Origin of the sequence: Flavobacterium wongokense (genome assembly GCF_021608265.1) — a bacterium.
Taxonomy (GTDB): domain Bacteria; phylum Bacteroidota; class Bacteroidia; order Flavobacteriales; family Flavobacteriaceae; genus Flavobacterium; species Flavobacterium wongokense.
Genome location: NZ_JAKIHP010000001.1, coordinates 1292379 through 1314980, shown reverse-complemented (window position 1 = coordinate 1314980; position 22602 = coordinate 1292379). Strand labels below are relative to the sequence as shown.

General features: G+C 39.7%; 22 protein-coding genes. 6 read left to right on the top strand and 16 right to left on the bottom strand.

The genetic code is table 11. The annotated features are described in order from the left end of the window. Positions 1-15: 15 nt before the first annotated feature. On the bottom strand, positions 16-459 hold the full coding sequence (locus tag L1S31_RS05695; protein ID WP_236463366.1) for a nucleoside deaminase: 444 nt from the start codon (positions 457-459) through the stop codon (positions 16-18). 77 nt (positions 460-536) lie between these two features. On the opposite strand from L1S31_RS05695, the gene L1S31_RS05690 reads away from it, so the two are divergent. After that, entirely contained in the window at positions 537-2339 is a 1803-nt protein-coding gene (locus L1S31_RS05690; protein WP_236463364.1) for a 1-deoxy-D-xylulose-5-phosphate synthase, read from the top strand. Positions 2340-2598: 259 nt separating this feature from the next. After that, entirely contained in the window at positions 2599-2955 is a 357-nt protein-coding gene (locus tag L1S31_RS05685; protein WP_236463363.1) for a hypothetical protein, read from the top strand. Between the two features lie 4 nt (positions 2956-2959). Here the strand turns inward: L1S31_RS05685 and L1S31_RS05680 are convergent, their stop codons facing one another. The 11 genes from L1S31_RS05680 to L1S31_RS05630 form a co-directional block, all read right to left on the bottom strand. Further along, on the bottom strand, positions 2960-4294 hold the full coding sequence (locus L1S31_RS05680; protein WP_236463362.1) for a deoxyguanosinetriphosphate triphosphohydrolase: 1335 nt from the start codon (positions 4292-4294) through the stop codon (positions 2960-2962). Positions 4295-4335: 41 nt separating this feature from the next. Next, entirely contained in the window at positions 4336-4752 is a 417-nt protein-coding gene (locus tag L1S31_RS05675; protein ID WP_236463360.1) for a hypothetical protein, read from the bottom strand. Positions 4753-4789: 37 nt separating this feature from the next. Next, positions 4790-5239: a GNAT family N-acetyltransferase gene (locus tag L1S31_RS05670; protein WP_236463358.1), complete on the bottom strand. Its 450-nt coding sequence runs from the start codon at positions 5237-5239 to the stop codon at positions 4790-4792. Positions 5240-5242: 3 nt separating this feature from the next. Further along, the gene (locus L1S31_RS05665; RefSeq protein WP_236463356.1) at positions 5243-5731 is read right to left on the bottom strand and encodes an RDD family protein; all 489 of its coding nucleotides are present in this window, start codon (positions 5729-5731) and stop codon (positions 5243-5245) included. Between the two features lie 5 nt (positions 5732-5736). Beyond that, the gene (locus tag L1S31_RS05660) at positions 5737-5961 is read right to left on the bottom strand and encodes a hypothetical protein (protein WP_236463354.1); all 225 of its coding nucleotides are present in this window, start codon (positions 5959-5961) and stop codon (positions 5737-5739) included. Positions 5962-6153: 192 nt separating this feature from the next. Beyond that, positions 6154-8574 (bottom strand): ribonucleoside-diphosphate reductase subunit alpha, encoded by a 2421-nt coding sequence (locus L1S31_RS05655; RefSeq protein WP_236463352.1) that lies wholly within the window; start codon positions 8572-8574, stop codon positions 6154-6156. A gap of 202 nt (positions 8575-8776) precedes the next feature. Next, positions 8777-9754, bottom strand: coding sequence for a ribonucleotide-diphosphate reductase subunit beta (locus L1S31_RS05650; RefSeq protein ID WP_236463349.1), 978 nt, complete (start codon positions 9752-9754; stop codon positions 8777-8779). 351 nt (positions 9755-10105) lie between these two features. Next, positions 10106-10612, bottom strand: a complete 507-nt coding sequence (locus tag L1S31_RS05645) for a hypothetical protein (RefSeq protein WP_236463347.1) — start codon at positions 10610-10612, stop codon at positions 10106-10108. 65 nt (positions 10613-10677) lie between these two features. Continuing rightward, complete coding sequence (locus L1S31_RS05640) at positions 10678-14073, bottom strand: DUF8818 domain-containing protein (RefSeq protein ID WP_236463345.1); 3396 nt, start codon at positions 14071-14073, stop codon at positions 10678-10680. 42 nt (positions 14074-14115) lie between these two features. Beyond that, entirely contained in the window at positions 14116-15369 is a 1254-nt protein-coding gene (locus tag L1S31_RS05635) for an aspartate kinase (protein WP_236463343.1), read from the bottom strand. Beyond that, positions 15369-15842, bottom strand: a complete 474-nt coding sequence (locus tag L1S31_RS05630) for a GNAT family N-acetyltransferase (protein ID WP_236463341.1) — start codon at positions 15840-15842, stop codon at positions 15369-15371. The genes L1S31_RS05635 and L1S31_RS05630 overlap by 1 nt, the downstream gene beginning before the upstream one ends. A 141-nt stretch (positions 15843-15983) precedes the next feature. On the opposite strand from L1S31_RS05630, the gene fbp reads away from it, so the two are divergent. After that, entirely contained in the window at positions 15984-16991 is a 1008-nt protein-coding gene (gene fbp / locus L1S31_RS05625) for a class 1 fructose-bisphosphatase (protein ID WP_236463339.1), read from the top strand. A gap of 122 nt (positions 16992-17113) precedes the next feature. Here the strand turns inward: fbp and L1S31_RS05620 are convergent, their stop codons facing one another. Beyond that, a complete protein-coding gene (locus L1S31_RS05620) occupies positions 17114-17545 on the bottom strand; it encodes a tellurite resistance TerB family protein (RefSeq protein ID WP_236463337.1) in 432 nt (143 codons plus the stop codon). A gap of 149 nt (positions 17546-17694) precedes the next feature. On the opposite strand from L1S31_RS05620, the gene L1S31_RS05615 reads away from it, so the two are divergent. The 3 genes from L1S31_RS05615 to L1S31_RS05605 are packed head-to-tail and all read left to right on the top strand — an operon-like array spanning position 17695 to position 20339. Next, the gene (locus L1S31_RS05615; RefSeq protein WP_236463336.1) at positions 17695-18288 is read left to right on the top strand and encodes a HupE/UreJ family protein; all 594 of its coding nucleotides are present in this window, start codon (positions 17695-17697) and stop codon (positions 18286-18288) included. 54 nt (positions 18289-18342) lie between these two features. Further along, positions 18343-18771: a deoxycytidylate deaminase gene (locus L1S31_RS05610; RefSeq protein ID WP_236463334.1), complete on the top strand. Its 429-nt coding sequence runs from the start codon at positions 18343-18345 to the stop codon at positions 18769-18771. Further along, positions 18771-20339, top strand: coding sequence for a S41 family peptidase (locus L1S31_RS05605; RefSeq protein ID WP_236463332.1), 1569 nt, complete (start codon positions 18771-18773; stop codon positions 20337-20339). Before L1S31_RS05610 ends, L1S31_RS05605 begins: the two co-directional genes overlap by 1 nt. Here the strand turns inward: L1S31_RS05605 and L1S31_RS05600 are convergent, their stop codons facing one another. From L1S31_RS05600 to panC, 3 genes are read right to left on the bottom strand one after another with little or no spacing between them, the layout of a single operon-like run. Next, on the bottom strand, positions 20340-21305 hold the full coding sequence (locus L1S31_RS05600) for a lysylphosphatidylglycerol synthase transmembrane domain-containing protein (protein WP_236463330.1): 966 nt from the start codon (positions 21303-21305) through the stop codon (positions 20340-20342). A 3-nt stretch (positions 21306-21308) separates the two neighbouring features. Next, the gene (gene panD / locus L1S31_RS05595) at positions 21309-21659 is read right to left on the bottom strand and encodes an aspartate 1-decarboxylase (RefSeq protein WP_236463328.1); all 351 of its coding nucleotides are present in this window, start codon (positions 21657-21659) and stop codon (positions 21309-21311) included. A gap of 14 nt (positions 21660-21673) precedes the next feature. Next, positions 21674-22522: a pantoate--beta-alanine ligase gene (gene panC / locus L1S31_RS05590; RefSeq protein WP_236463326.1), complete on the bottom strand. Its 849-nt coding sequence runs from the start codon at positions 22520-22522 to the stop codon at positions 21674-21676. Between the last annotated feature and the right edge of the window lie 80 nt (positions 22523-22602).

Genomic DNA, 22602 nt, shown 5'->3' with positions numbered 1-22602 from the left:
AGGATATTATTATACCTATTTTCTCCTTTCGGCAAAAAAGCGAATCATCAAATTGGATGCTTCCTGAGCTAAAACACCTTTTACAACCTGTGTCTTCGGATGTATGGTTGTGCCCAAGGCCTCAAAACCGCGCTGCCCGTCTGAAGCACCAAAAACAATTTTCGAAATCTGGCTCCAATACAAAGCTCCGGCGCACATCTGGCAAGGCTCGAGCGTCACATAAAGCGTACAGCCTTTGAGGTATTTTCCGCCAATGAAATTCGCCGCCGAAGTAATGGCCTGCATCTCGGCATGAGCGGTAACATCGTTCAGCATTTCACTAAGATTGTGCGTCCGTGCAATGATTTTATTATCAATTACAATCACAGCTCCAACAGGAATTTCGCCTTTATCAAAAGCAACTTCAGCTTCCTGCAAAGCCTTCTTCATAAAATACTCGTCGGTGAAAGGATTTTCCATAAAACAAAAATACTATTTTAGTGCTATTGAGCGATAGTAAGAATCATTTTAAAAACGTAAATTTGCTTTTTAATACCATGAAAAGCACGCTTCTATCCCATATCAACAACCCCAAAGATCTACGCAAATTAGACATTTCGCAATTGCCTGAATTGGCAAAGGAACTGCGTGATTTTATCATTGATATTGTTTCGGTAAAGGAAGGCCATCTTGGCGCATCGCTTGGCGTGGTTGAATTAACCATTGCACTGCATTATGTTTTTGATACCCCAAATGATTTATTGGTTTGGGACGTAGGCCATCAGGCGTATGGACACAAAATCCTTACCGAACGCAGGAAGAAATTCAATACCAACCGACAGCTTGGAGGAGTTTCAGGTTTTCCCCGTCGTAGCGAAAGTGTTTATGATACTTTTGGCGTTGGGCATTCCTCAACGGCGATTTCAGCTGCTTTGGGAATGGCAATTGCTTCGCAACTGAAAGGAGAAAACAAACATCATATTGCCGTCGTCGGCGATGCTTCAATAGCAAGCGGAATGGCATTTGAAGGTTTAAATCATGCCGGAGTTACCGATGCTGATTTGTTGATAATCCTCAACGATAACGCCATTGGGATTGATCCAAGTGTTGGTGCTTTAAAAAATTACCTGACTGCAGTCAAAGACGGAAAAAATCCTAAGCAGAACAATATAATCAAATCGTTGAATATTGATTATTCTGGTCCGATTGACGGCCATGACATCAATGTTTTGATTGCAGAATTAGAACGGCTTAAGAAAGTAAAAGGACCCAAGTTTTTGCATATCGTAACTACAAAAGGCAAAGGTTTGCAGCAGGCCGAAGAAGACCAAGTGAAATACCATGCGCCAGGAAAATTTGATGCCGCAACCGGAGAAATCATAAAATCATCGACCGAAAACCTGCCTCCAAAATTCCAGGATGTTTTTGGACTGACTTTGGTAGAATTGGCTAAGAACAATCCGAAAATTATTGGAATCACTCCAGCCATGCCCAGCGGAAGTTCGATGAAATTCATGATGGATGCTTTCCCAAAAAGAGCATTTGACGTTGGAATTGCCGAACAGCATGCGGTAACACTTTCAGCCGGAATGGCCACCCAGGGAATGGTGGTTTTCTGCAATATTTATTCGACTTTTTTACAGCGTGCCTACGATCAGGTAATCCATGATGTTGCATTGCAAAACCTGCCAGTAATTTTCTGCCTCGACAGAGCCGGATTGGTTGGTGAAGACGGAGCAACGCATCACGGCGTTTTCGACATTGCCTACCTGCGCTGCATTCCGAATATGATTATCCATGCGCCAAAAGACGAAATTGATTTACAAAACATATTATATACAGCCTCATTAGGACTGAAACATCCTATCGCCATCCGTTATCCCCGCGGTCGTGGAAAAAATTCGGATTGGAAACTGCCTTCCGATTTTCAAACGCTTGAAATTGGGAAATCCAAAAAACTTAAGAAAGGTAAAAAGGTTGCGATTCTTTCTACCGGAACCATTGCCGACAATGTTATCCAGGCGCTAATTGATATTGAAGATCCTGAAGACCATTTTGCACATTATCATTTTGGCTTCATCAAGCCTTTGGACGAAAAGAAACTGCACAAAATCTGCGACAAATTCTCGACCATCATTACCGTCGAAGATGGTGTGACTACGGGTGGTTTTGGTAGTGCGGTGCTTGAGTTTTCTGCCAAGAATGATTATGTGAATGAAATCTTCCTCTGTGGCGTTCCCGATTATTTCATTGAGCACGGAACCGTTGATGAACTACAGCAATTCTGCAACATCGATGTGGATGGTTTGCGCTCGTTATTCTCAGGTTTGCTTGAGGAAGAAGACGAGGAAGAAGATTAAATCCCAGCCTCAGAAGATACTTTTTATACCCTCGACGATACGTTTACTATCCTCTTCTTTACTTTTATTACCTCGAAAAATACTTCTACTAAATGCATTTATATTTATACTGCCTTCAAATTTACTTATACTACCCTCAAAGATACTTCTACCAAGCTCAACGGTGCCTTTACTGACTTAAATGATACTTATACCAACGTTTTTTATACTTCTGGTATGGTTTTAGCCATTACAGATGAGTAACTTATAACTAAGTGTCATGAGAATAGGTCTAAACAACATCCATACGGGCGGGATGCTCAATAGATGGCTAACAGAGAAACACATTTCAAATCCTGAATTGGGAAAACTGATTGGAAGGATTCCGCTTTCTGTAAAACAATATCGCCAGAAAGCTACGCTGCAGACCGCAGTCCTTGCTGAAATCTGCCATGCCACGCAGCATAATTTTTTTAGCGATATGGCCGATAAACTGCCGGCGCATTTCACCAAAAACCAACCCAACACCGATAAGATCCTTGCGGAAAAAGATGCATTAATCGCTCAGCTCCAGGAAGAAAACAAGGTGTTGAAAATCCGAAATGAAGTTTTACTGGAAGTGAATAAGAAAAGCTAGGCTTCTACGCCGTTACAATCTGATTAAACAACAACGCATTTCCATCCGTAAGCATCGAAATGAAATGACAGATATGAAGCAGGCGTTCGTAAAGACTTTCCTTTTCCAGATGGTGTTTTTCGGGAAGGATTTTCAATAATAATTTATCGTAATTCGTAGCTTTACCTTCGTGGTTATTATTGTATGCCGTAATGAATTTGTCCAAAAGATTATTGATAATCTGGTAACCCGAAAGTTCCTTTTCAATCACTTCACGGCTTTGGTAAATGTTCTTTACACTCAGCTTGATGATATCGTCCATTTGGGCTTTGTACCTGCTTTTATCGGTCAGGGCAAAATGGAATTCCCCCTTCAAAATCGCTTCTTCATTTTCAATAAAAACCTTTACGGCATCATTAATCAGATTACCAATGGCCAGCGCACGAAGGTAACTGATTCGGTCTTCCTTGGTTGTTAAGGTTTGGTATTTACCGGTATCGATGGTATCCTTCACCAATTTGATTAAATATTCCAAAGCAAAATCTTCGGAAACAAGGCCCAAATTGATTCCGTCCTCAAAATCGATAATCGTGTAACAGATGTCATCTGCAGCTTCAACCAAAAAAGCCAATGGATGACGGTGGTACCCAATGTCGTTTCCGGTTTTATTCGGAATCATTCCGAGTTCTTCGGCAACTTCCTTAAAGAATTCCTTATCGGATTGAAAGAAACCGTATTTTTTATCTGAGATATTTTTGGTTGGTTTTTTTGGTAAACTTTCCTTTGGATATTTTGTAAACGCTCCTAAAGTTGCATACGACAAACGCAGGCTTCCTTCAATTCCCGGACGCGAACTGGTTAGTACTGAAAACCCATTGGCGTTGCCTTCAAAATCAATTAAATCCTGCCATTGTTTTTCGGTCAGCTGGTCTTTGTATTGCTGTCCTTTCCCGATGGAAAAATATTCGCCAATCGCTTTTTCACCTGAATGCCCAAAAGGTGGATTTCCGATATCATGAGCCAAAGCTGCAGCGGCTACTATCGCTCCAAAATCGTTCATATGATAACCATGGACTTCCTTTAAATGCGGATATTTTTCGATGATTTTTTTTCCGACCAATCTTCCTATCGAACGACCCACAACCGAAACCTCTAAACTATGCGTCAGACGTGTGTGCACAAAATCGGTTTTGGATAAAGGGATCACCTGTGTTTTATCCTGCAGGCTTCTAAACGCAGCAGAAAATATAATTCGGTCATAATCGACTTCAAAACCCAGACGCGTGTCGTCCTGTTCGATGCGTAAACGTTTGCTGGTGTCGCCTTGGCGTTTTAGTGATAAAAGTTGTTCCCAGGTCATACTTTGATTTTTTTATTTTTGATTGTGACAAATTCCTGTTATTATTTAAACCATCCTATAATTGTACCCATACCGATAATAAAAGCAAACAATGCTAACAGTATAATCGCAAAGCAGCCATATTTTAAGACTGTATCTTTCCAATCTGTAGTATGCTCATCAACTTCAACACGTTCAAAATTTACAACAGGTTCAATATAACAAAGTGGAATATGGTTTTCAATCCAGTCTTTATTTACATTCACAAAAAGGGTTTCTATTTCACCGCTTTCCATTTGGTCAATTCGGGAAGATGCCTTTAAAAGTTCAACAGCAAATAATTCAAGTCCTGCCCGATTTCCCTTAGCGTAAGTTTCGTCCCGATCATTGCCTAAGTAGTAAAATCCTAAACCAGGTTCGCTGTTAGAATTCCTATCTTCGAGTGCTTTAATGATGTTATCTAATTCCTCTTTCTGCAATTGATTGCTTTTTGTATTAGCTTTACGAATATACTCTTTATTTCAAATCCTTCCGCATACAAACACTATTCTCAATGCCAATATACTGGCCAAAATTCCCGGTAATCTGGTATCCTAATTTCTGATACAATCCAATCGCGTCAACTTGCTTGTGTCCGGTTTCGAGAATTGCAGTGGTATATCCTTCTTCTTTTGCCCAGGCTTCCAATTCGTTTAAAATGGCTTTGGCGATTCCTTTTCCACGATATTCCGGGATGGTGTACATCCGTTTCATTTCTACAGTTTGGGTATCGTATTCCTTGTAAGCCCCAATTCCGACAGCTTTATCATCGGCATAACAAATCAAGGCGTTTTTTAGCAGATTGGTTTTGTTGAACTGCGCATAAAATTCATGGTCATCTCCATCAAGAAAAGCCAAATAAGCATCCAATGGCGCAACCAGCCTGCCAAAATCCTCATTATCCGAAGTAGTTCTTTTGATGGTCATAATTTATTTTATCGCGTAAAATTGTGCTTTCTTTTCTTCGAGCCTTTTCTTGTCGACTACATAGGTTTTGGAAATGCTGTCGTGCCATCCCCGTGTTGGAATCCCGAAAAACGAAAACTCATAAAACGGAATCAAACGGCATAAGGTCCGAATCAAAATGACTTCATGGCCTACCCTTTCCCCGTTTTCATTTACCACTATCGTTTGGGAAACAAATTTTCCAACGCTGCGTCCAAGCCAGGTTTCCATAGCAATATAATAAATCAAGCGGATAATAGTTATGAACGTAAACTGCCCTATTGGATTGATCATCAGGTAAGCCGGCAATTCCTTTTTGCCGTATGAATAGGCAACGGCGGTGACAATTGTAATCAATAATAAAAACAGAAGAACCAGCATGACGCTGTCCAGAAACCAATTGAGGAATCGTTGCTCCAGTTTGGCCATGACATCGTCTGTGACCTTGAACTGCTTTCGGTTGTTTTCTTCCATTGCACTTATTCCTTTTGGTTTGCCAAAAAGAAATTACGCGATTTCTTTGGGTATTGGTTATAGCTTTTATCACTCGGATTTGCGATCACCGTTTTGATGTTGATTTCATCACCAATTTTGAAACTGGCTTCGGTATATTTATAATCCAAAAGGTATTCGCCACAGAAATAATTCCCGTCCTTATCCTTTTCGATGATGCCTGTATAAACCCCTTTTTTTTCTTTTGTCATGATTTTGTTTATTTAGCCCCGATGGGAACGGCATCCTTTTTTAGGATTGGCCTGAGCGTTAGCGAAGACATATCAATCCTGAAAAAGATACAGTGGACAGCGGGATTTAGCTTCTAAAATTAATCAAAAACAGCCATTCGTCGAGGCGAACAGCTGCTTTCTTTCTATTATTAATCGAGTTTTTGTCCGTATTTATGAACCACACATTTCACAGTCATCTGGTCCTGCGTTACGCGCGCGTTCTACCATTGCTGCAAAATCTTCGGCGGTCATTTCACCGTTTTCTGTTGGGGCAACAACCTCAACTCCAACCGGTTCCGGAACCTGTGTTGTTGGTTCTGCTTTTTTCTCGTTGTTCAATGTGAACTTAATAGCGTCAACTGCTGCTTTGGTTCTCAAATAGTACATTCCGGTTTTCAGGCCGCTCTGCCATGCGTAAAAGTGCATTGACGTAAGCTTTGCGTAGTTGGCGTCCTGCATGAACAGGTTCAATGACTGCGACTGGTCAATGAAATAACCTCTGTGTCTTGACATGTCGATGATGTCTTTCATAGACATTTCCCAAACGGTTTTGTACAATTCCTTCAAGTCCTGCGGAATGTCCAAATCCTGAACCGAACCATTGTTACGCATGATCTGCTGTTTCAATTCTTCATTCCAAAGTCCACGTTTTACAAGGTCTTCCAACAAGTGTTTGTTCACTACGATGAATTCTCCTGACAATACACGACGGGTGTAAATATTGGATGTGTATGGTTCGAATGCTTCGTTGTTTCCTAAAATCTGCGATGTAGAAGCTGTTGGCATTGGCGCCATCAATAAGGAGTTACGAACTCCGTGTTTCATTACATCTTTTCTCAAAGCTTTCCAATCCCAACGTCCTGAAAGTTCCTCGTCCTTGATGTTCCAAAGGTTGTGTTGGAATTCTCCATTCGAAATTGGTGAACCTTTGAAAGAAGAATATGGTCCGTCAACTTTAGCCTCTTCCATAGAAGCGGTCACAGCGGCGAAATACATCGTTTCGAAAATCTCCTGGTTCAGTTTTTTAGCCTCATCGCTGGTGAAAGGCATTCTCAACAAGATGAAAGCATCGGCCAAACCTTGTACTCCCAATCCAACAGGACGGTGACGCAGATTTGAGTTTTCCGCTTCAGGAACCGGATAATAATTTCGGTCGATTACCTTATTCAGGTTGCGCGTTACACGTTTGGTAACGTTATAAAGCAATTGGTGGTTGAATTCTCCATTTTCCACAAACATTGGCAACGAAATCGAAGCCAGGTTACATACTGCAATTTCGTCTGCAGCGGTGTATTCCATAATTTCGGTACAAAGGTTTGACGAACGGATGGTCCCCAGATTCTTCTGGTTTGATTTTCTGTTGGCTGCGTCTTTGTACAGCATGTATGGCGTTCCGGTTTCGATTTGTGATTCGAGGATTTTCTCCCAAAGCTCACGTGCCTTAACCGTTTTTCTTCCTTTTCCTTGTTCTTCGTAAGAAGTGTACAATGTTTCGAATTCCTCTCCGTAAACATCACATAATCCCGGACACTCATTTGGGCACATTAAAGTCCAATGCGAATCTTCCTGAACGCGTTTCATGAATAAATCCGAAGTCCACATCGCAAAGAATAAATCTCTTGCACGCATTTCCTCTTTTCCGGTGTTCTTTTTCAAATCAAGGAATTCGAAAATATCAGCATGCCAGGTTTCCAAATAAATAGCAAAACTTCCTTTACGCTTTCCTCCACCTTGATCAACATAACGAGCCGTGTCATTGAAAACCCTCAACATCGGAACAATTCCGTTGGATGTTCCATTTGTACCACGAATGTAAGAACCTGTTGCACGAACGTTGTGGATTGACAATCCAATTCCACCTGCCGATTGCGAGATTTTTGCGGTTTGTTTTAGTGTATCGTAAATTCCGTCAATGCTGTCGTCTTTCATCGTCAAAAGGAAACAGGATGACATTTGCGGTTTTGGTGTTCCTGCATTGAACAACGTTGGCGTTGCATGCGTAAAGAATTTTTTCGACATCAATTCGTAAGTTTCGATTACCGATTCCATGTCGTTTAAGTGTATTCCAACCGCAACACGCATCAACATGTGCTGTGGACGTTCCACAATTTTTCCGTTGATTTTCAACAAATACGAACGCTCTAAGGTTTTGAAGCCGAAGTAATCGTAGTTGAAATCACGGTTGTATATGATATGTGAATTCAAGAATTCAGCGTTTGCCTGAATCGCTTCATGCACTTCGTCAGACAATAATGGTGCTTTTTGATTCGTTCTTGGATTTACATAAAAGTACATTTCCTTCATGGTTTCCGAGAACGATTTATTGGTGTTTTTATGCAGGTTGGAAATAGCAATACGTGCTGCCAACTGTGCATAATCTGGATGTGTTACCGTCATCGAAGCCGCTGTTTCTGCAGCTAAGTTGTCAAGTTCTGATGTAGTTACCCCGTCATACAATCCTTCGATTACCCTCATGGTCACTTTTACAGCATCCACCAAATCGTTTAATCCGTAACATAATTTTTTAATCCTGTCCGTGATTTTGTCGAACATTACCGGCTCTTTGTGACCGTCTCTTTTTACTACATACATAAGCTTGTCGTTTTTGAAAACAGAAAATCCCTTCGCTGCTTTCTGGTTATTTGTTTAGGTTTTTTTTACTGATTTAAAAAGTCCAGTTTCTTTTTTGTTAGGAGCTGTTTCCAGCTTTCCGTTATATCTTTTAAACCTTTCAGGTTTAAAAGGATGCCACTCCAATCTGGGCTAATTAGCCCTGCTTGAAAAGGAAATATTTTTAAAAATCAGCGTCGAAACTGATTTTTCCAGATTCAGAATCGGTGTTCATTACTCCGGCTTTTTGGTATTCGGCAACACGCTTTTCGAAGAAGTTGGTTTTCCCCTGAAGCGAAATCATGTCCATAAAATCAAATGGATTGGTCGAATTGTATACTTTTTTACAACCCAATTCCACCAATAACCTGTCGGCAACGAATTCCAAATATTGCTGCATCAGCTTTGCGTTCATCCCAATCAAACTCACCGGAAGTGACTCGGTAACAAACTCACGCTCGATGTCTAAAGCGTCTGTAATGATTTCTGCAATCCTTGCTTTCGGAACTTTGTTTACCAAATGGTGGTTGTGCAGATGCACCGCAAAATCACAGTGAACGCCTTCATCACGCGAAATCAATTCGTTTGAGAAGGTCAATCCCGGCATCAATCCACGTTTTTTCAACCAGTAAATCGAGCAGAATGCTCCCGAGAAAAAGATTCCTTCAACTGCTGCAAAGGCAATCAGCCTTTCCGCAAACGAATCGGAACCAATCCATTTCAAAGCCCAGTCCGCTTTCTTTTTAATCGCCGGAAACACTTCCAATGCATTGAATAATTGTGCTTTTTCGGCTTCGTCCTTTACATAGGTATCAATCAAAAGCGAATAGGTTTCACTATGGATGTTCTCCATCATGATTTGGAAACCATAGAAGAATTTAGCTTCAGGATATTGTACTTCATTGACAAAATTCTCCGCCAGGTTCTCATTTACAATTCCGTCAGAAGCTGCGAAAAATGCCAAAATATGTTTGATGAAATATTTCTCATCGTCATTCAGCTTGTTGTTCCAATCAGACAAATCCTGGTGCAGGTCGATTTCTTCGGCAGTCCAAAAACTAGCTTCCATTTTCTTGTACCAATCCCAAATGTCATGATGCTTAATCGGAAAAATCACGAAACGATTTTTATTCTCTTGTAAAATTGGTTCTATGCTAGCCATTGGATACTGTATTTTTTTATTATTTGAGGTGATTTTTATCGGTTTCTGTATGTTACAAAGATTATCAAACGAAACCGAAAATGAAAGCCAAACTTATTCACAATAGCCTCTAGTTTTTAACAAATTGGACGGTTTTGAATGGATTTTGCAAATTATGCAATAATTTGATTTTCAATGTTTTATAAAAATAAAATTCTTCAAAAAGCCCTAAAACAGAGACAAATAAGAATTCCCTTTCACAAAAATTTTAACATTTTTCGCCTTCTGAAAATCGCATTTATTGCGATAAAAAAATCGCAGTTCCCCAAGTTGGAAAACTGCGATTGAATAAGTTTGGGAAACTATAAGGATTTACTCTTCTCCGTCTCTGTCGATATAGGTTTTATTTCCATTTTTATTGATGTAATATTTACCGCCTCTTGGTCCGGTATATACTCTTTTGCCTTTGTAGCTTCCGGTTGCTTTATCCTTAACTTTTTTCTCCGCAGATTTTGAAGCTGTCGTTTCCTTCATGTCTTCTTTTTCTTCTGCCGGGCTCAGTTTTTTGGTTTTAGCTTTAGTCGTCTTAGTGGTAGTGGTTTTAGACTCTTTGTAGCGTTTGTCAACTGTTCCGTCTTTTTTTAGCTTAACGTCTGACTTTGGAGCATCTTTGTAACGCTTGTCCGGAGTTCCATCTTTTTTAAGTTTGGTTGCCTCTTTTTTGACTTCTTTGGCTTTCTTTTCAGTTTTAGCTGCCTTGGCTTTGGTTTCCTTGGCCTTCTTTTCGGTTTTTGCCTTAGTTTTTTTCTCTGTTGCGGTTTGGGCAAAGAATGTATTTGAGAAGACAAATACCATACACAATAAAATGATTTTCTTCATGACTTTACTATTTATTTGGTTGAACTTAAAATTAATGATTTTTTTAACACAAAAAAATGATATGCCTAAAAATATGCCCTAAGCTGAACATTGCCCGTGTGGATGGTTTGACTGGTTTCTGTTTTTCTTCCCTGGTAGTTTACATTGATATCCAGAAACTGGGTCAGGTTTTTTTGAAGCAGTAATCTCCAGGTCATGTTTTTCCCGGGCTGTAATCCTTCAAGCATCGTAAAGGCAACAGGCGACTGCGAATCTCCACTAAAATTATTATTGTACAATGAAAACTCCCCATTCATTGTAAATTTCTTTTCGCTTGCATAGGAAAATGAAGTTCCAAATCGGTTTTGGGCCAATTTTTCAGATTCTCCAATTAAGTTAGTCTTGTCCTGGTACTCATAAAAAATGTCCCAGCTTGCATTTTTATTGAACAGATAGGAAATCTTTGGGTTCAACTGATAACTCCTTACCTCAAAATTCTTGCTGCTGTAGTTTTCAGAAAGCAGGTCTGATTTTGACAATTCGGTTCCCAAAGTGAAAAGCCACGTCTTTTTTAACAAATGAATGTACTGTAGCTGAAGCGTTCTGTTTAGGCTTTCCTGTGAACCGACAGAAAGCAGGGCTTTCAATTGGTTTGCAATAAAAGTCCCTGTTACGGAATGCTTCTGTTTCCCTCGATTATAAAACAAACTGGTCCTGAAACTCGTATTCAATCCCAACATATTTTCATCGGAAGTGGAAAACGGATTCAAGTCAAAATTATCGCCATTCCGCCTAACCTTTCTTTCAATCAAAAAAGAATTCTGACTGTAAAAATGGGACAGTAATTTTTTGAAACCTGTTTTGTTTTGCCACTGACTCGGATTTAGGGTCAGCGCTATCGAAAATTTATTCTGATGTGTTTTTAAAAATATTTGATTCGGAAGAAATACCCTAACATACTTTGCCTGATCGGGAAATGGTGCGACTTCAAACTCCTGCAATTCCTGAGTCCCGTTGCCATTGTAATCAATCCAGGTGTAAACTCCCTGCCCTGCTTCCACTTCAAGATACGTGAATTCCTGCTGCGCTATCGTTCCCGATGTGGTTTCGTACGCAGTTGTTACAGCCATAAACTGGTCAAAATACTGGTCGTTGTACAACAATCGAGAGTTTAGCGAAGGCTCATTCTGCCGTGTTTCATCAACATATTTTAGGTTCCTGTAATTGACAAACAAAGACAAATCGCTTTTCTTGGTTTGGAGTAATTTTGATTTCAGATAATACGATTGCGAAGTGTTTACCCTTTGTAAAAAACCGTTTTGCAAACTGTCGTTCACACGCTGCAGATAACCCAGTTCAACAAAAACCTTCGTACTGTCACCTCGTCCAACAAATGCTCCATATTCTGTAAACTTTTGGCTCAAAGCCGATAATTGTTGGGTTGCCACCAATCTTTCCTTGTTGTTTTCCAATCGCAAAGTGCTTCCAATCCAGTTCTTTTTGAAGTTATAACGAACAGCCGTTTGGTTTCGGACAAATGTTGAATTGGCATAATTCCCGTCACTTTTCAGGTAACTGCTGTTTTGCAGGATGTTCCAATGTTTAAGATTGAACAATCCATTAACAATATGGCGGCTTCCCGAAAAACTTTTGGAGAAATCCAGTTTTTCAAACTGATACGTCAGCTTTCCTTTTTCGGGCAAAATGAAATCCAATCCATTGATAATCAAACTTTGATTGCCTTCAAATGAAGTCAGGTTCCAATCGCGGTTGAACTCAATATTGAACAAACGCTCAATGGTTTTGAAATTTTTCTGCACATATTGATAATTCCCAAAAGCATCAACCTGCCATTTTTTGGTAAACAGCCTTTGCCTGAAATTTAGTTTTCCGGCAACGCCTTTATTGTTTTCATCATCTAACGCAGAAAACAAATTCAAATCGTTATTGCTGACGCCAACCTCAAAATCAACCAGCGTTTTTTCTCCGGGATTGTATTTCCCCAAGACCGTTGCAATTTGGATTTTTGTCGGCGCAATCAAGCGAACGATGGGTTCATAATTTCCCTGTTTGACTCCGGAAATAGGTTCAACATATTGATAAATCTTTCCAATCGCTGAAGAATTGGTAAGGATGTAATTCCCCGCATTATTGCCCACCAAAGTAAACTTGACATTGTATAATTCATCATCTGGATTGTTGGAATATTCAAAAGCTTCACCTCCGGTTACGGCAATTTTTTTGTACAAAATCTTATTCTCTGAATACGAATCCACATAGGCTGACGGCGCATTCATCAGATTGACATTGTCACCGGCATTGCTCAAAATTGCCGCTTGCTCTGTTGTTAGATTTTGCTGCAAAGGCTGATTTTTGACATCATTTTCAGAATAGAGATAACCGCCCAGACTCCAGGTTTTGGCTTCATGATTGGCTCCGGCATAAGTCACAAACCGGGTATAACTTCTATCAGAATATTGGTATTCGATGACAATACGCATTTCGGAAGTTATGGGAAACAGAGATGTAAACGTAATTTCTCCGGCATTATAATCGATGACATAATCGTTGTTTTCGCCACGTTTTCGCAGGATTCCATTCACATAAACCCGTTCTGAACCCGAAATGACCAGCACATACAATTCGCCGTTATTGCCTCTTAATTTATACGGCCCTTGATTTCCTTCCTGCCCCACAAACGAACTTTTGGCATATTGCCCACGGACCAAAGCCGCCGAAGCAAAAATATCGGTTTTGTTTTCCTCGCCTCCAAAAGTGAAATGCGTTGAAAGTCCCTGTACTTTTTTATTGAAGTTCAGAAAGCGTGACTGCCGGTTTTCGAGGAATAAATCTCCGGCTCTAATATTCCATCTATCGGTAAACAATTCGATAAAAATCTGGTCAAATTCATCCAGTTTTTGGGAATAACCATTGTCCTGAAGCGGAATGTTGGAATCCTGAATCGAAGCACGAAGCGAAACCTTATCTGAAATTTTTCCTGTAATCTGTAAATCGAGATTGGAACTTACCGAAGCATTTTGATTGTTTCCAATAGTCACGCCACGCGTAATGCTTCCCGAAGTGTTCAAACCGTCAAAAGGCACAAACTTTTTGACCGAACGATTGACTTTATACAAGTTCCCATCATTGGCAACTACCCTTTCCTGGTCATAAATGCTGTAGGTTTTGGTTAACTGCTCGGGATATTTAAAATAGCGTACCGTCAAACTATCCTGCGATGCAAAGCCATTTTTGAAAACCAGTTTTCCTTTTTTAAAATCGATTTTGTAAAAACTGGTGTCGATTTCCTTTCCTTCCGGAGTTTGTAATTTGAAGAAACTTGGGCTGATGCTTACCTTTTCAATTTCGATGGTGTCTGTAGAAACGGCTACTTTTTTATTCTGGTACAGCGATTTGATTTCCTGAGCCGAAAGTCGGGAAAATCCAAAAAGCACCAACAATAAAAAGAGTTTTTTCAGCATACATATTATAAACGTAAAAAAGCGGTTTTGAGTATACCTGCGTTACTCTTTCGTCACAAGCTGCATCGTTTCCCTTGAGATTTGTTTAACCAAAACCGTTTTGTCCTTTTCGACTATTTTGGCTGCTTTTTCATCAAAATGCCTGATCGTGTAAAGCGATACATTTTCGTTATAGGAAATTTTGAATTTTTTGGAAAGTATGTTTTTCACCTCATTGAAATTCCCAAACTTATCTTCCAGGCATACCGAAAAACTAATCGCTGAATTCTGGATTAGGCTGGTTTTGATTTTGTATTGGTGGAGCAAGGCAAATATTTCGCTGATGTTTTCTTCCATGATGAACGAGAAATCGATGGACGAAAGCGAAAGCAGTAATTGGTCTTTTTTTACAATGAAACACGGGGTTTTTGGCTCCAAATCCTGTCCTTTCGAAACGCTTGTTCCCGGCAAAAGCGGATTCACAAATGATTTTACAAATAATGGAATTTCCTTTTTCTGCAAAGGCTGCAATGTTTTTGGGTGAATTACCGAAGCACCGTAAAATGCCAGCTCTATGGCTTCGCGGTACGAAATCTGATTCAACAGGACGGCATTTTCAAAGTATCTTGGATCGGCATTCAAAACTCCCGGTACATCTTTCCAGATGGTTACACTTTCAGCATTGAGGCAATAGGCAAAAATGGCTGCGGTATAATCCGAACCTTCACGGCCTAAAGTTGTCGTGAAATTATTTTCATCCGAACCCAAAAACCCCTGAGTGATATTGAGTGCTTTTTTCTTTACGCCTTTCGAAATGAACTGTTGGGTTTTCTCCCAATCAACATCGGCATCGCGGTAATTATTGTTGGTTTTGATAAAATTGCGGACGTCAATCCAGTTGTTTTTCAAACCTGCATGATTGAAATAATGGCTGACAATCGTGGTTGAAACAATTTCCCCAAAACTCACAACCTGGTCATAAACGAAATTATAATTCGGTGATTTATTGCTTCGGATAAAGTATTCCAAATCGGCAAAATGGCTGTTCACCGCATAAAAAACATCGTGCTCTTCGTCATCGAATAAATCCATCAAAATCTGATTGTGGTATTTGCGCACTTCCTGCATAGATGCATGGAGCTCATTTGATTTTTCAAAATAATTCTTGATTACCAATTCGAGTGCGTTTGTGGTTTTTCCCATTGCGGAAATTACCAAAAGCGTGTCTTCGTGACCCACTTTTTCCAATACGCTGAATACATTTTTTATACCCTCAGCATCCTTTACCGATGCACCACCAAATTTGAAAATTCTCATTATTGCTTGCTTAAAAATTCATTTATTCCGTTTTCGTCCATTTGCGCCACGCGCCAATCGTCCAATATTCTTGCTCCTGACTTGATGTAAAAATCAATTGCAGGTGTATTCCAATCTAAAACATTCCACTCGATGCGGCGTACATTGTCTATTTTTCCCTGTTCGATAATTTTGGAATACAGGGCAAATCCCAATCCCGAGCCGCGCATTTCCTCCTTCACGATTAAATCTTCAAGATGGATGGTTTTGCCTTTCCAGGTTGAATAGCGGTAATAGTACAATGCAATGCCGACAATTCTGTCATTAACTTCAGCAACGAATGTATGAAATAAGGGATAATTGCCAAAACCGTCACGCTCCAAATCGGCTACAGTTACCACAACAGCATCGGGTTCTTTTTCGAAAGTGGCCAATTCCTGAATCAAATCCAGAACCGCTTTCATGTCTTTTTTTTCTCCTTTTCGGATCTTCATCTGGGTAAAATTTTTACTTCGTAACAGTTCGACTTAAAGGTCTCGGGTGTACAAAAATACAATTATTAATTTCTTCGCGAAATAGATTTTTTCTTTACCAAATTTATCGATATTTGCACAAACAACTACAACGATTTCGTAATGGAAGAACGCAATAGGACCTTAGGGGAATTTATCATTGAGAACCAAAAGGCTCATCAATACTCATCGGGAGAATTATCCAAAATCATTAACTCTATCAGGCTTGCGGCAAAAGTCGTAAACTACAAAGTAAACAAAGCCGGTTTGGTTGACATTACCGGAGCTGCAGGCGAACAGAATATCCAAGGCGAAGACCAGCAAAAACTGGATGTTTATGCCAATGAGATTTTTATCCAAACACTAATTAACCGTGAAATTGTATGTGGAATTGCCTCTGAGGAGAACGATCATTTTATCACAGTTCAGGGATTGGACGAAGGACATAACAACAAATATGTGGTATTGATGGATCCTTTGGATGGTTCATCAAACATTGATGTGAATGTTTCGGTGGGAACTATTTTTTCGGTTTTCAGAAGGATTACGCCAGTTGGAACTCCGGTAACTATGGATGATTTCCTTCAGCCCGGAACAGCACAGGTTGCTGCAGGTTATGTGATTTATGGAACTTCGACCATGTTGGTTTACACAACCGGTCATGGCGTGAATGGTTTTACACTGAATCCTGCGATTGGGACGTTTTATCTGTCGCATCCCAACATGCAGTTTGCTAAAGACGGTAACATTTATTCCATCAACGAAGGGAATTATGTGCATTTCCCACAAGGCGTGAAAGATTATATCAAATACTGCCAGCTTGAAGAAGGCGACCGACCTTATACTTCGCGTTATATCGGAAGTTTGGTTTCCGACATTCACCGAAATATGATTAAAGGCGGAATCTATATTTATCCAACAAGTTCCAAAGCGCCAAAAGGAAAGCTGCGTTTGCTTTATGAATGCAACCCAATGGCATTTATCGCGGAACAAGCCGGAGGAAAAGCTTCGGATGGTTTTGGAAGGATTATGGAAATACAGCCAACAGAACTGCATCAAAGAGTGCCTTTCTTCTGCGGAAGCTACAACATGGTTTCAAAAGCCGAAGAATTTATGGCAAAATATAAATAGAAGTAGCAAAGTAGCAGAGTCGCAAAGTCGCAAAGTTTTTTAAATTTTAAATAAAAAGCCGATATCAATTTATACCGGCTTTTTTTACTTTGTAACTCTGCTACTTTGTAACTTTGAAACTATTACTTATTCATATGGGTCATTTCGTAAGTGAACGTATCCAAATCAACGTGCAGCAACAATAGCGACATTGCCTTATCAACAATGAAACCAACATTTCCTGGTGTAAATCCAAGTGCCAATGCAAATTTTACAAGCACTTCTCTTTGTTTTGGCCCAAGAACGTGGTCAACGTAAACCATTCTTGACAAATCATACAAACGCTCTAAACGCTGCGTGTGTAAATACGGAGGATTGATTGGATATTTTGAAGGGTTTTCAAGAATTTCTTCATATTCTGCTGCTGATATTTCTAAACGTGCTGCAAGTTTATCAAGGAATTCCTTTTCCTCTTTGCTCAAATCACCATCGGCAATGGCAACACGCACAATTGCTGAAAAATGACTTTTATTTCTGCTTTTAAATTCGCTATCAAATAAATCTGAAAATGACATACTATTATTGTTTTTATGCTGCAAATATAATTGAAATAAACCTTTTTTGGAAACGGAAATCGAAAATGTTTTTAGTCGATTTTAGTATTAATTTAATTAGGCTAAACAAAATAAATTGTAAGTTTACATACCAAAACTAAACTAATGCTATGTCAGATTTCTGGATATACTTCACAATTGGGTTAAAACATTTGTGGAATATTCATGCCTATATTGATATTTTATTCCTTTTGGCATTGACTGTTCCTTACGAATTTAAGGCTTGGAAAAGAATCCTGATTCTTGTTTCCCTATTTACAGCCGGTCATACCCTTGCCCTGATGCTCGCTGTTTTTAATGTAATCACGATAAAAACCAGTATAGTTGCTTTTATCATTCCGATAATCATTCTTATTGTTTCCTTATTCAACATTATCACTGCCGGGAAATCGGGCAAAAAAGACAGTATCACTTTTATCGCAATCGTCACTTCCTTATTCGGGATTATTCACGGATTGGGGTTTTCAAATTATTTCAACGCTCATGTTTCGGGCAAACCAACTGACAAACTACTTCCTCTTTTTGAATCGTCGCTTGGCTTCTTCGTTTCACAGACTGCTGTGGTTATCTTAGCATTATTGTTGGCTTATGTGGTACAAACGCTGCTCAAATTCTCTAAACGCGACTGGATTCTAATTGTTTCTGCCTTAGTCGTTGGCGTTGTGGTTCCGATGATTATACAGGATAAAATTTGGTTCAGATAATTTTAGTATAAGCCAAAGGTTTCGGTATATTTGCTGTCGCTATTCCCAGAATAAATGAAAGACACTAAACAACTCAAATACGACATCGCCTACCTTAGGATTGCTGCCGAATGGAGCAAACTTTCCTATTGCAAACGCAAACAGGTTGGAGCCATTGTTGTACGCGACCGAATGATTATTTCTGACGGCTATAACGGAACGCCGTCGGGTTTTGAAAATTGCTGCGAGGATGAGGAAGGATTGACAAAATGGTACGTACTGCACGCCGAAGCCAATGCGATTTCAAAAGTGGCGCGCTCTACGCAAACCTGCGAAAATGCTACCTTATACATTACACTTTCGCCCTGCAAGGAATGCAGCAAACTCATCCATCAATCGGGAATAAAAAGGGTTGTTTACCAAAATGGTTATCACGACAATACCGGTCTCGATTTTTTAGAGAAAGCCGGAGTTGCTGTCATACAGATTGAAGATTTAGGATAATGAAATCAAAGGAAAAATATCTGCCAATATTGTTATGTGCCTGTGTTGCCATGGGCATTGTCATTGGTGGCATGATTAATTTCCCGAAGCGGACCTTGTCCAAACAAAATGCACGGAAAGTCAAAATTGAAAGGCTTATCGATTTCATCAATGACGAATATGTTGATGATGTAGATTCGGATTCTATTGTAGACATGACGGTGAACAGCATTTTGGCCAATCTTGACCCGCATTCCATTTATCTTCCACCAAGCGAGCAATCCTCTGAAGCCGAAATCATGAAAGGTGATTTTGTGGGTATCGGCGTAAATTTCTATATGTACAACGACACGGTTACGGTTGTAAAACCTTTGGAAAACGGTCCTGCCGAAAAAGCCGGAATCCTTTCAGGTGACCGAATATTGTATGCCGGTAAATCCAAACTTTTTGGACGTAAACTGCCAACCGATAGTTTGTATGGCAAATTAAAAGGCGAAGAAGGTTCAAATGTCAAACTGACGATTTTCAGGAAAAGCCTCAATAAGAAACTGACCGTAAATGTGACCCGCGAAGTCGTTCCGATTAAGAGTGTCGATACGTACCTGATGCTGAATAAAACTTCGGGATACATTAAAATCAACCGTTTTGCCGAGAATACGTACGACGAATTCATGGTGGGTTTACGACAGTTGAAGAAATTGGGAATGACGACTTTGATTATAGATGTTCGTGACAATGGCGGCGGTTATCTTGAAAAAGCTGTTGAAATTGCCGATGAATTCCTAAAAGACAAAGAACTTGTCGTTTTTACCAAAAACCGAAAAGGTACCGTTGATAAAACGTATGCTACAGAAGAAGGAATCTTTGAAACCGGAAAAATATATGTCCTGATTGATGAAAACTCGGCTTCGGCCAGTGAAATCCTTGCAGGTTCCATTCAGGATAATGACAGGGGAACCATAGTTGGGCGTCGTTCTTTTGGCAAAGGATTGGTACAGCGGGAAATGGATTTTGATGATGGTTCGGCGGTGCGTTTGACTATTTCAAGATACTATACCCCAAGCGGCCGTTCCATCCAAAAACCTTATGTTAAAGGAGAAGCCGAAGAATACAGCCATGATTTTGAAAGCCGTTTTGAAAGTGGTGAACTGTATGCCAAAGACAAGATAAAAATTGCCGATTCGCTAAAATTCAAAACCAAAAAAGGCAGGATTGTTTATGGCGGTGGTGGCATTGTTCCCGATATTTTTGTGCCTCTGGAAGTTAAAAAAGGTGAAGAAGGCTTGGCATATATCCTAAACTCGGGACTTGTGGGACATTTTGTTTTTGAACAACTGGACAAAGGGCGCGAATCATTTAAAGGAATGAAATTGCCGGACTTTTTAATCAAAATGCAAAAAGACAACAGCTATATCCCAAAATTTGAAAGTTACCTGAAAGAATCGGGACTGGAAATGAAACTGGAGAACAATAAGCCTTTGGTTAAGAAATACATCACAGCTGAATTTGCGCGTCAATTATTTGGCGAAAGCCAATACTACAGAGTCATTCTTAAAGATGATGCGATGCTGAAAGCAGTATTGAAGTAACTATTTGCTTCGGTTTAAGATGGGAAGCAATAAATAGGATAACAATCCCAATAGGATTGCCAAAACGGTTTGCGAGGTCCAAACCAGCCATCCAAAAGCGGTTCCAACATCCTTGGTGATTCCGTAAAGCGAAAAAATCAACGCAATAGAAAACGGATAAGCTCCCAATCCACCGTTGGAAAAACCAACAGCCAGGCTTCCAAAAATAAAGCCCATGATTACTATATCAAAGCTGATTCCGGCAGTTTCCGGCAAGGCAAAAATAGCAACATAGAACATCGCGAGATAGGAAAACCATATAAAAAACGAATGGAAAATATACTTCCATTTGTCCTTCATTTTATAAACTGTGGTAATGCCTTCTATCAGTCCGGAAAATTTTTGTTTTAGTTTTAAGATGATTGCCCATTCGGCATAAATCCAAATCAATACAAAAACCACAAAAAGCACTAAACCAATGAGTGCCGCACAAATCAAATATTCAAGGGATACGTTTTCGGTTAAAAGGAATTGGTAAATTTTGTCAAACTGCAAAACAAAACCAATAAATACAAACAAAAAGAAGATCAGCAAATCGACAATCCTTTCGGCAACTATGGTTCCGAATGCCTTGTCAAATGGCACGTCTTCATATTTTTTCAGTAAAGCAGCTCGTGAAATTTCACCTGAACGCGGAACAGTCAGATTGACCAGATAGGAAACACATACAGTCAGGAAATTAGTGGAGAATTTGGTTTGGTAACCCAAATGGTTCAGCGCAAATTTCCAACGGTAGGCTCTTGACCAGTAACCTACCAATGCAATGAGTAGCGATAGCAGGATGTACCAATAATTTGCCTTTTCGAAACTAATTTTTATTTTGCCGATTTCCTCAGCAGTCAAAGTGGTAAATTGATAGTATATAATCCCGATTCCTATAAAAAGAGGAATGAGGATTGTCAACCATTTGCCAATTTGCTGTTTCAAGATTTAGGTCAGTGAGTTATTTGTTTCGTTTGGAAAAACCAACCATGGCTTAAAGGTTTTTGCTTCCTCAAAATCCATTAATGCATACGACATGATAATGATGATATCTCCTTTGTGGACTCTTCGGGCAGCCGGGCCATTTAGGGTAATATCGCCTGAGTTTCTGATGCCTTTGATGACATAAGTATCAAAACGCTCGCCGTTGTTTACATTTACGATAGAAACCTTTTCCCCTTCAATCAGATTTGAGGCTTCCATTAAGGTTTCGTCAATAGTGATGCTGCCCACATAATTTAAGTCGGCGCCGGTAACTTTTACCCTGTGAATTTTAGATTTTACTACTTCGATTTGCATGGCGCAAAAGTAAATTAATTTAATGAAATAGTATCAATCAATCTGATTTTGTTAACAAAAACGGCAATGAATGCGCGATATTTTTTCCCTTTGGTTTTTCTGGTGCAGGGCAGCAATGTTGCTTCGTCTGCAATCTGGAAATATTCGAGCTCGAAATCGGATTGTTTTTTAAATTCCCTGACCACAAAATCGGTGACTTCTTTTGCCGATTTTAGCGCAAATAATTTCTTCGCCTGTGAAATGGTTTTGTAAATGATGGCTGCTTTTTTCCTTTCTTCCTGAGTTAGCCTTTCGTTGCGCGAACTCATTGCCAGCCCGTTGGTTTCCCTGTAAATTGGGCAGCCTACAACATTCACCGGAATTTTATATTTGGAAACCAATTTCTTTACAATCTGCAATTGCTGGAAATCCTTTTCGCCAAAATAGGCGTTGTTGGGTTTTACGATTTCGAAAAGCCTTTTTACTATGGTTCCCACTCCGTCAAAATGTCCTGGGCGGAATTTGCCTTCCATCTGGTTTTCCAGCCCGTCATAATCAAAATGCTGCGAAATGGTTTTGCCTTCATAAATATCATCCACACTTGGCGCAAAAACAATTATGGCATCGGAAACGCTTTTGATTTTTTCAATATCCGCATCTAATGTTTTGGGATATTTAGCCAAATCTTCTGCATTATTGAACTGCGTTGGATTGACAAAAATACTGATGACGTTGATGCTGTTATGCTTCAAAGATTCCTCAAGCAGCGAAAGATGTCCCTGGTGAAGTGCTCCCATTGTCGGAACAAAACCAATAGACGTTTTTTCGTTGGAAATGGAATTTAGGTGAGAAACTAATTCGCGTTGTGTGTTAAAAAGAAGCATCGGCTTACAATAAATGAGTTGCAAACTTACCATTTTCATAAATAACTGCATAAATTTTTGTACTTTTGCCTGTTTTTTAT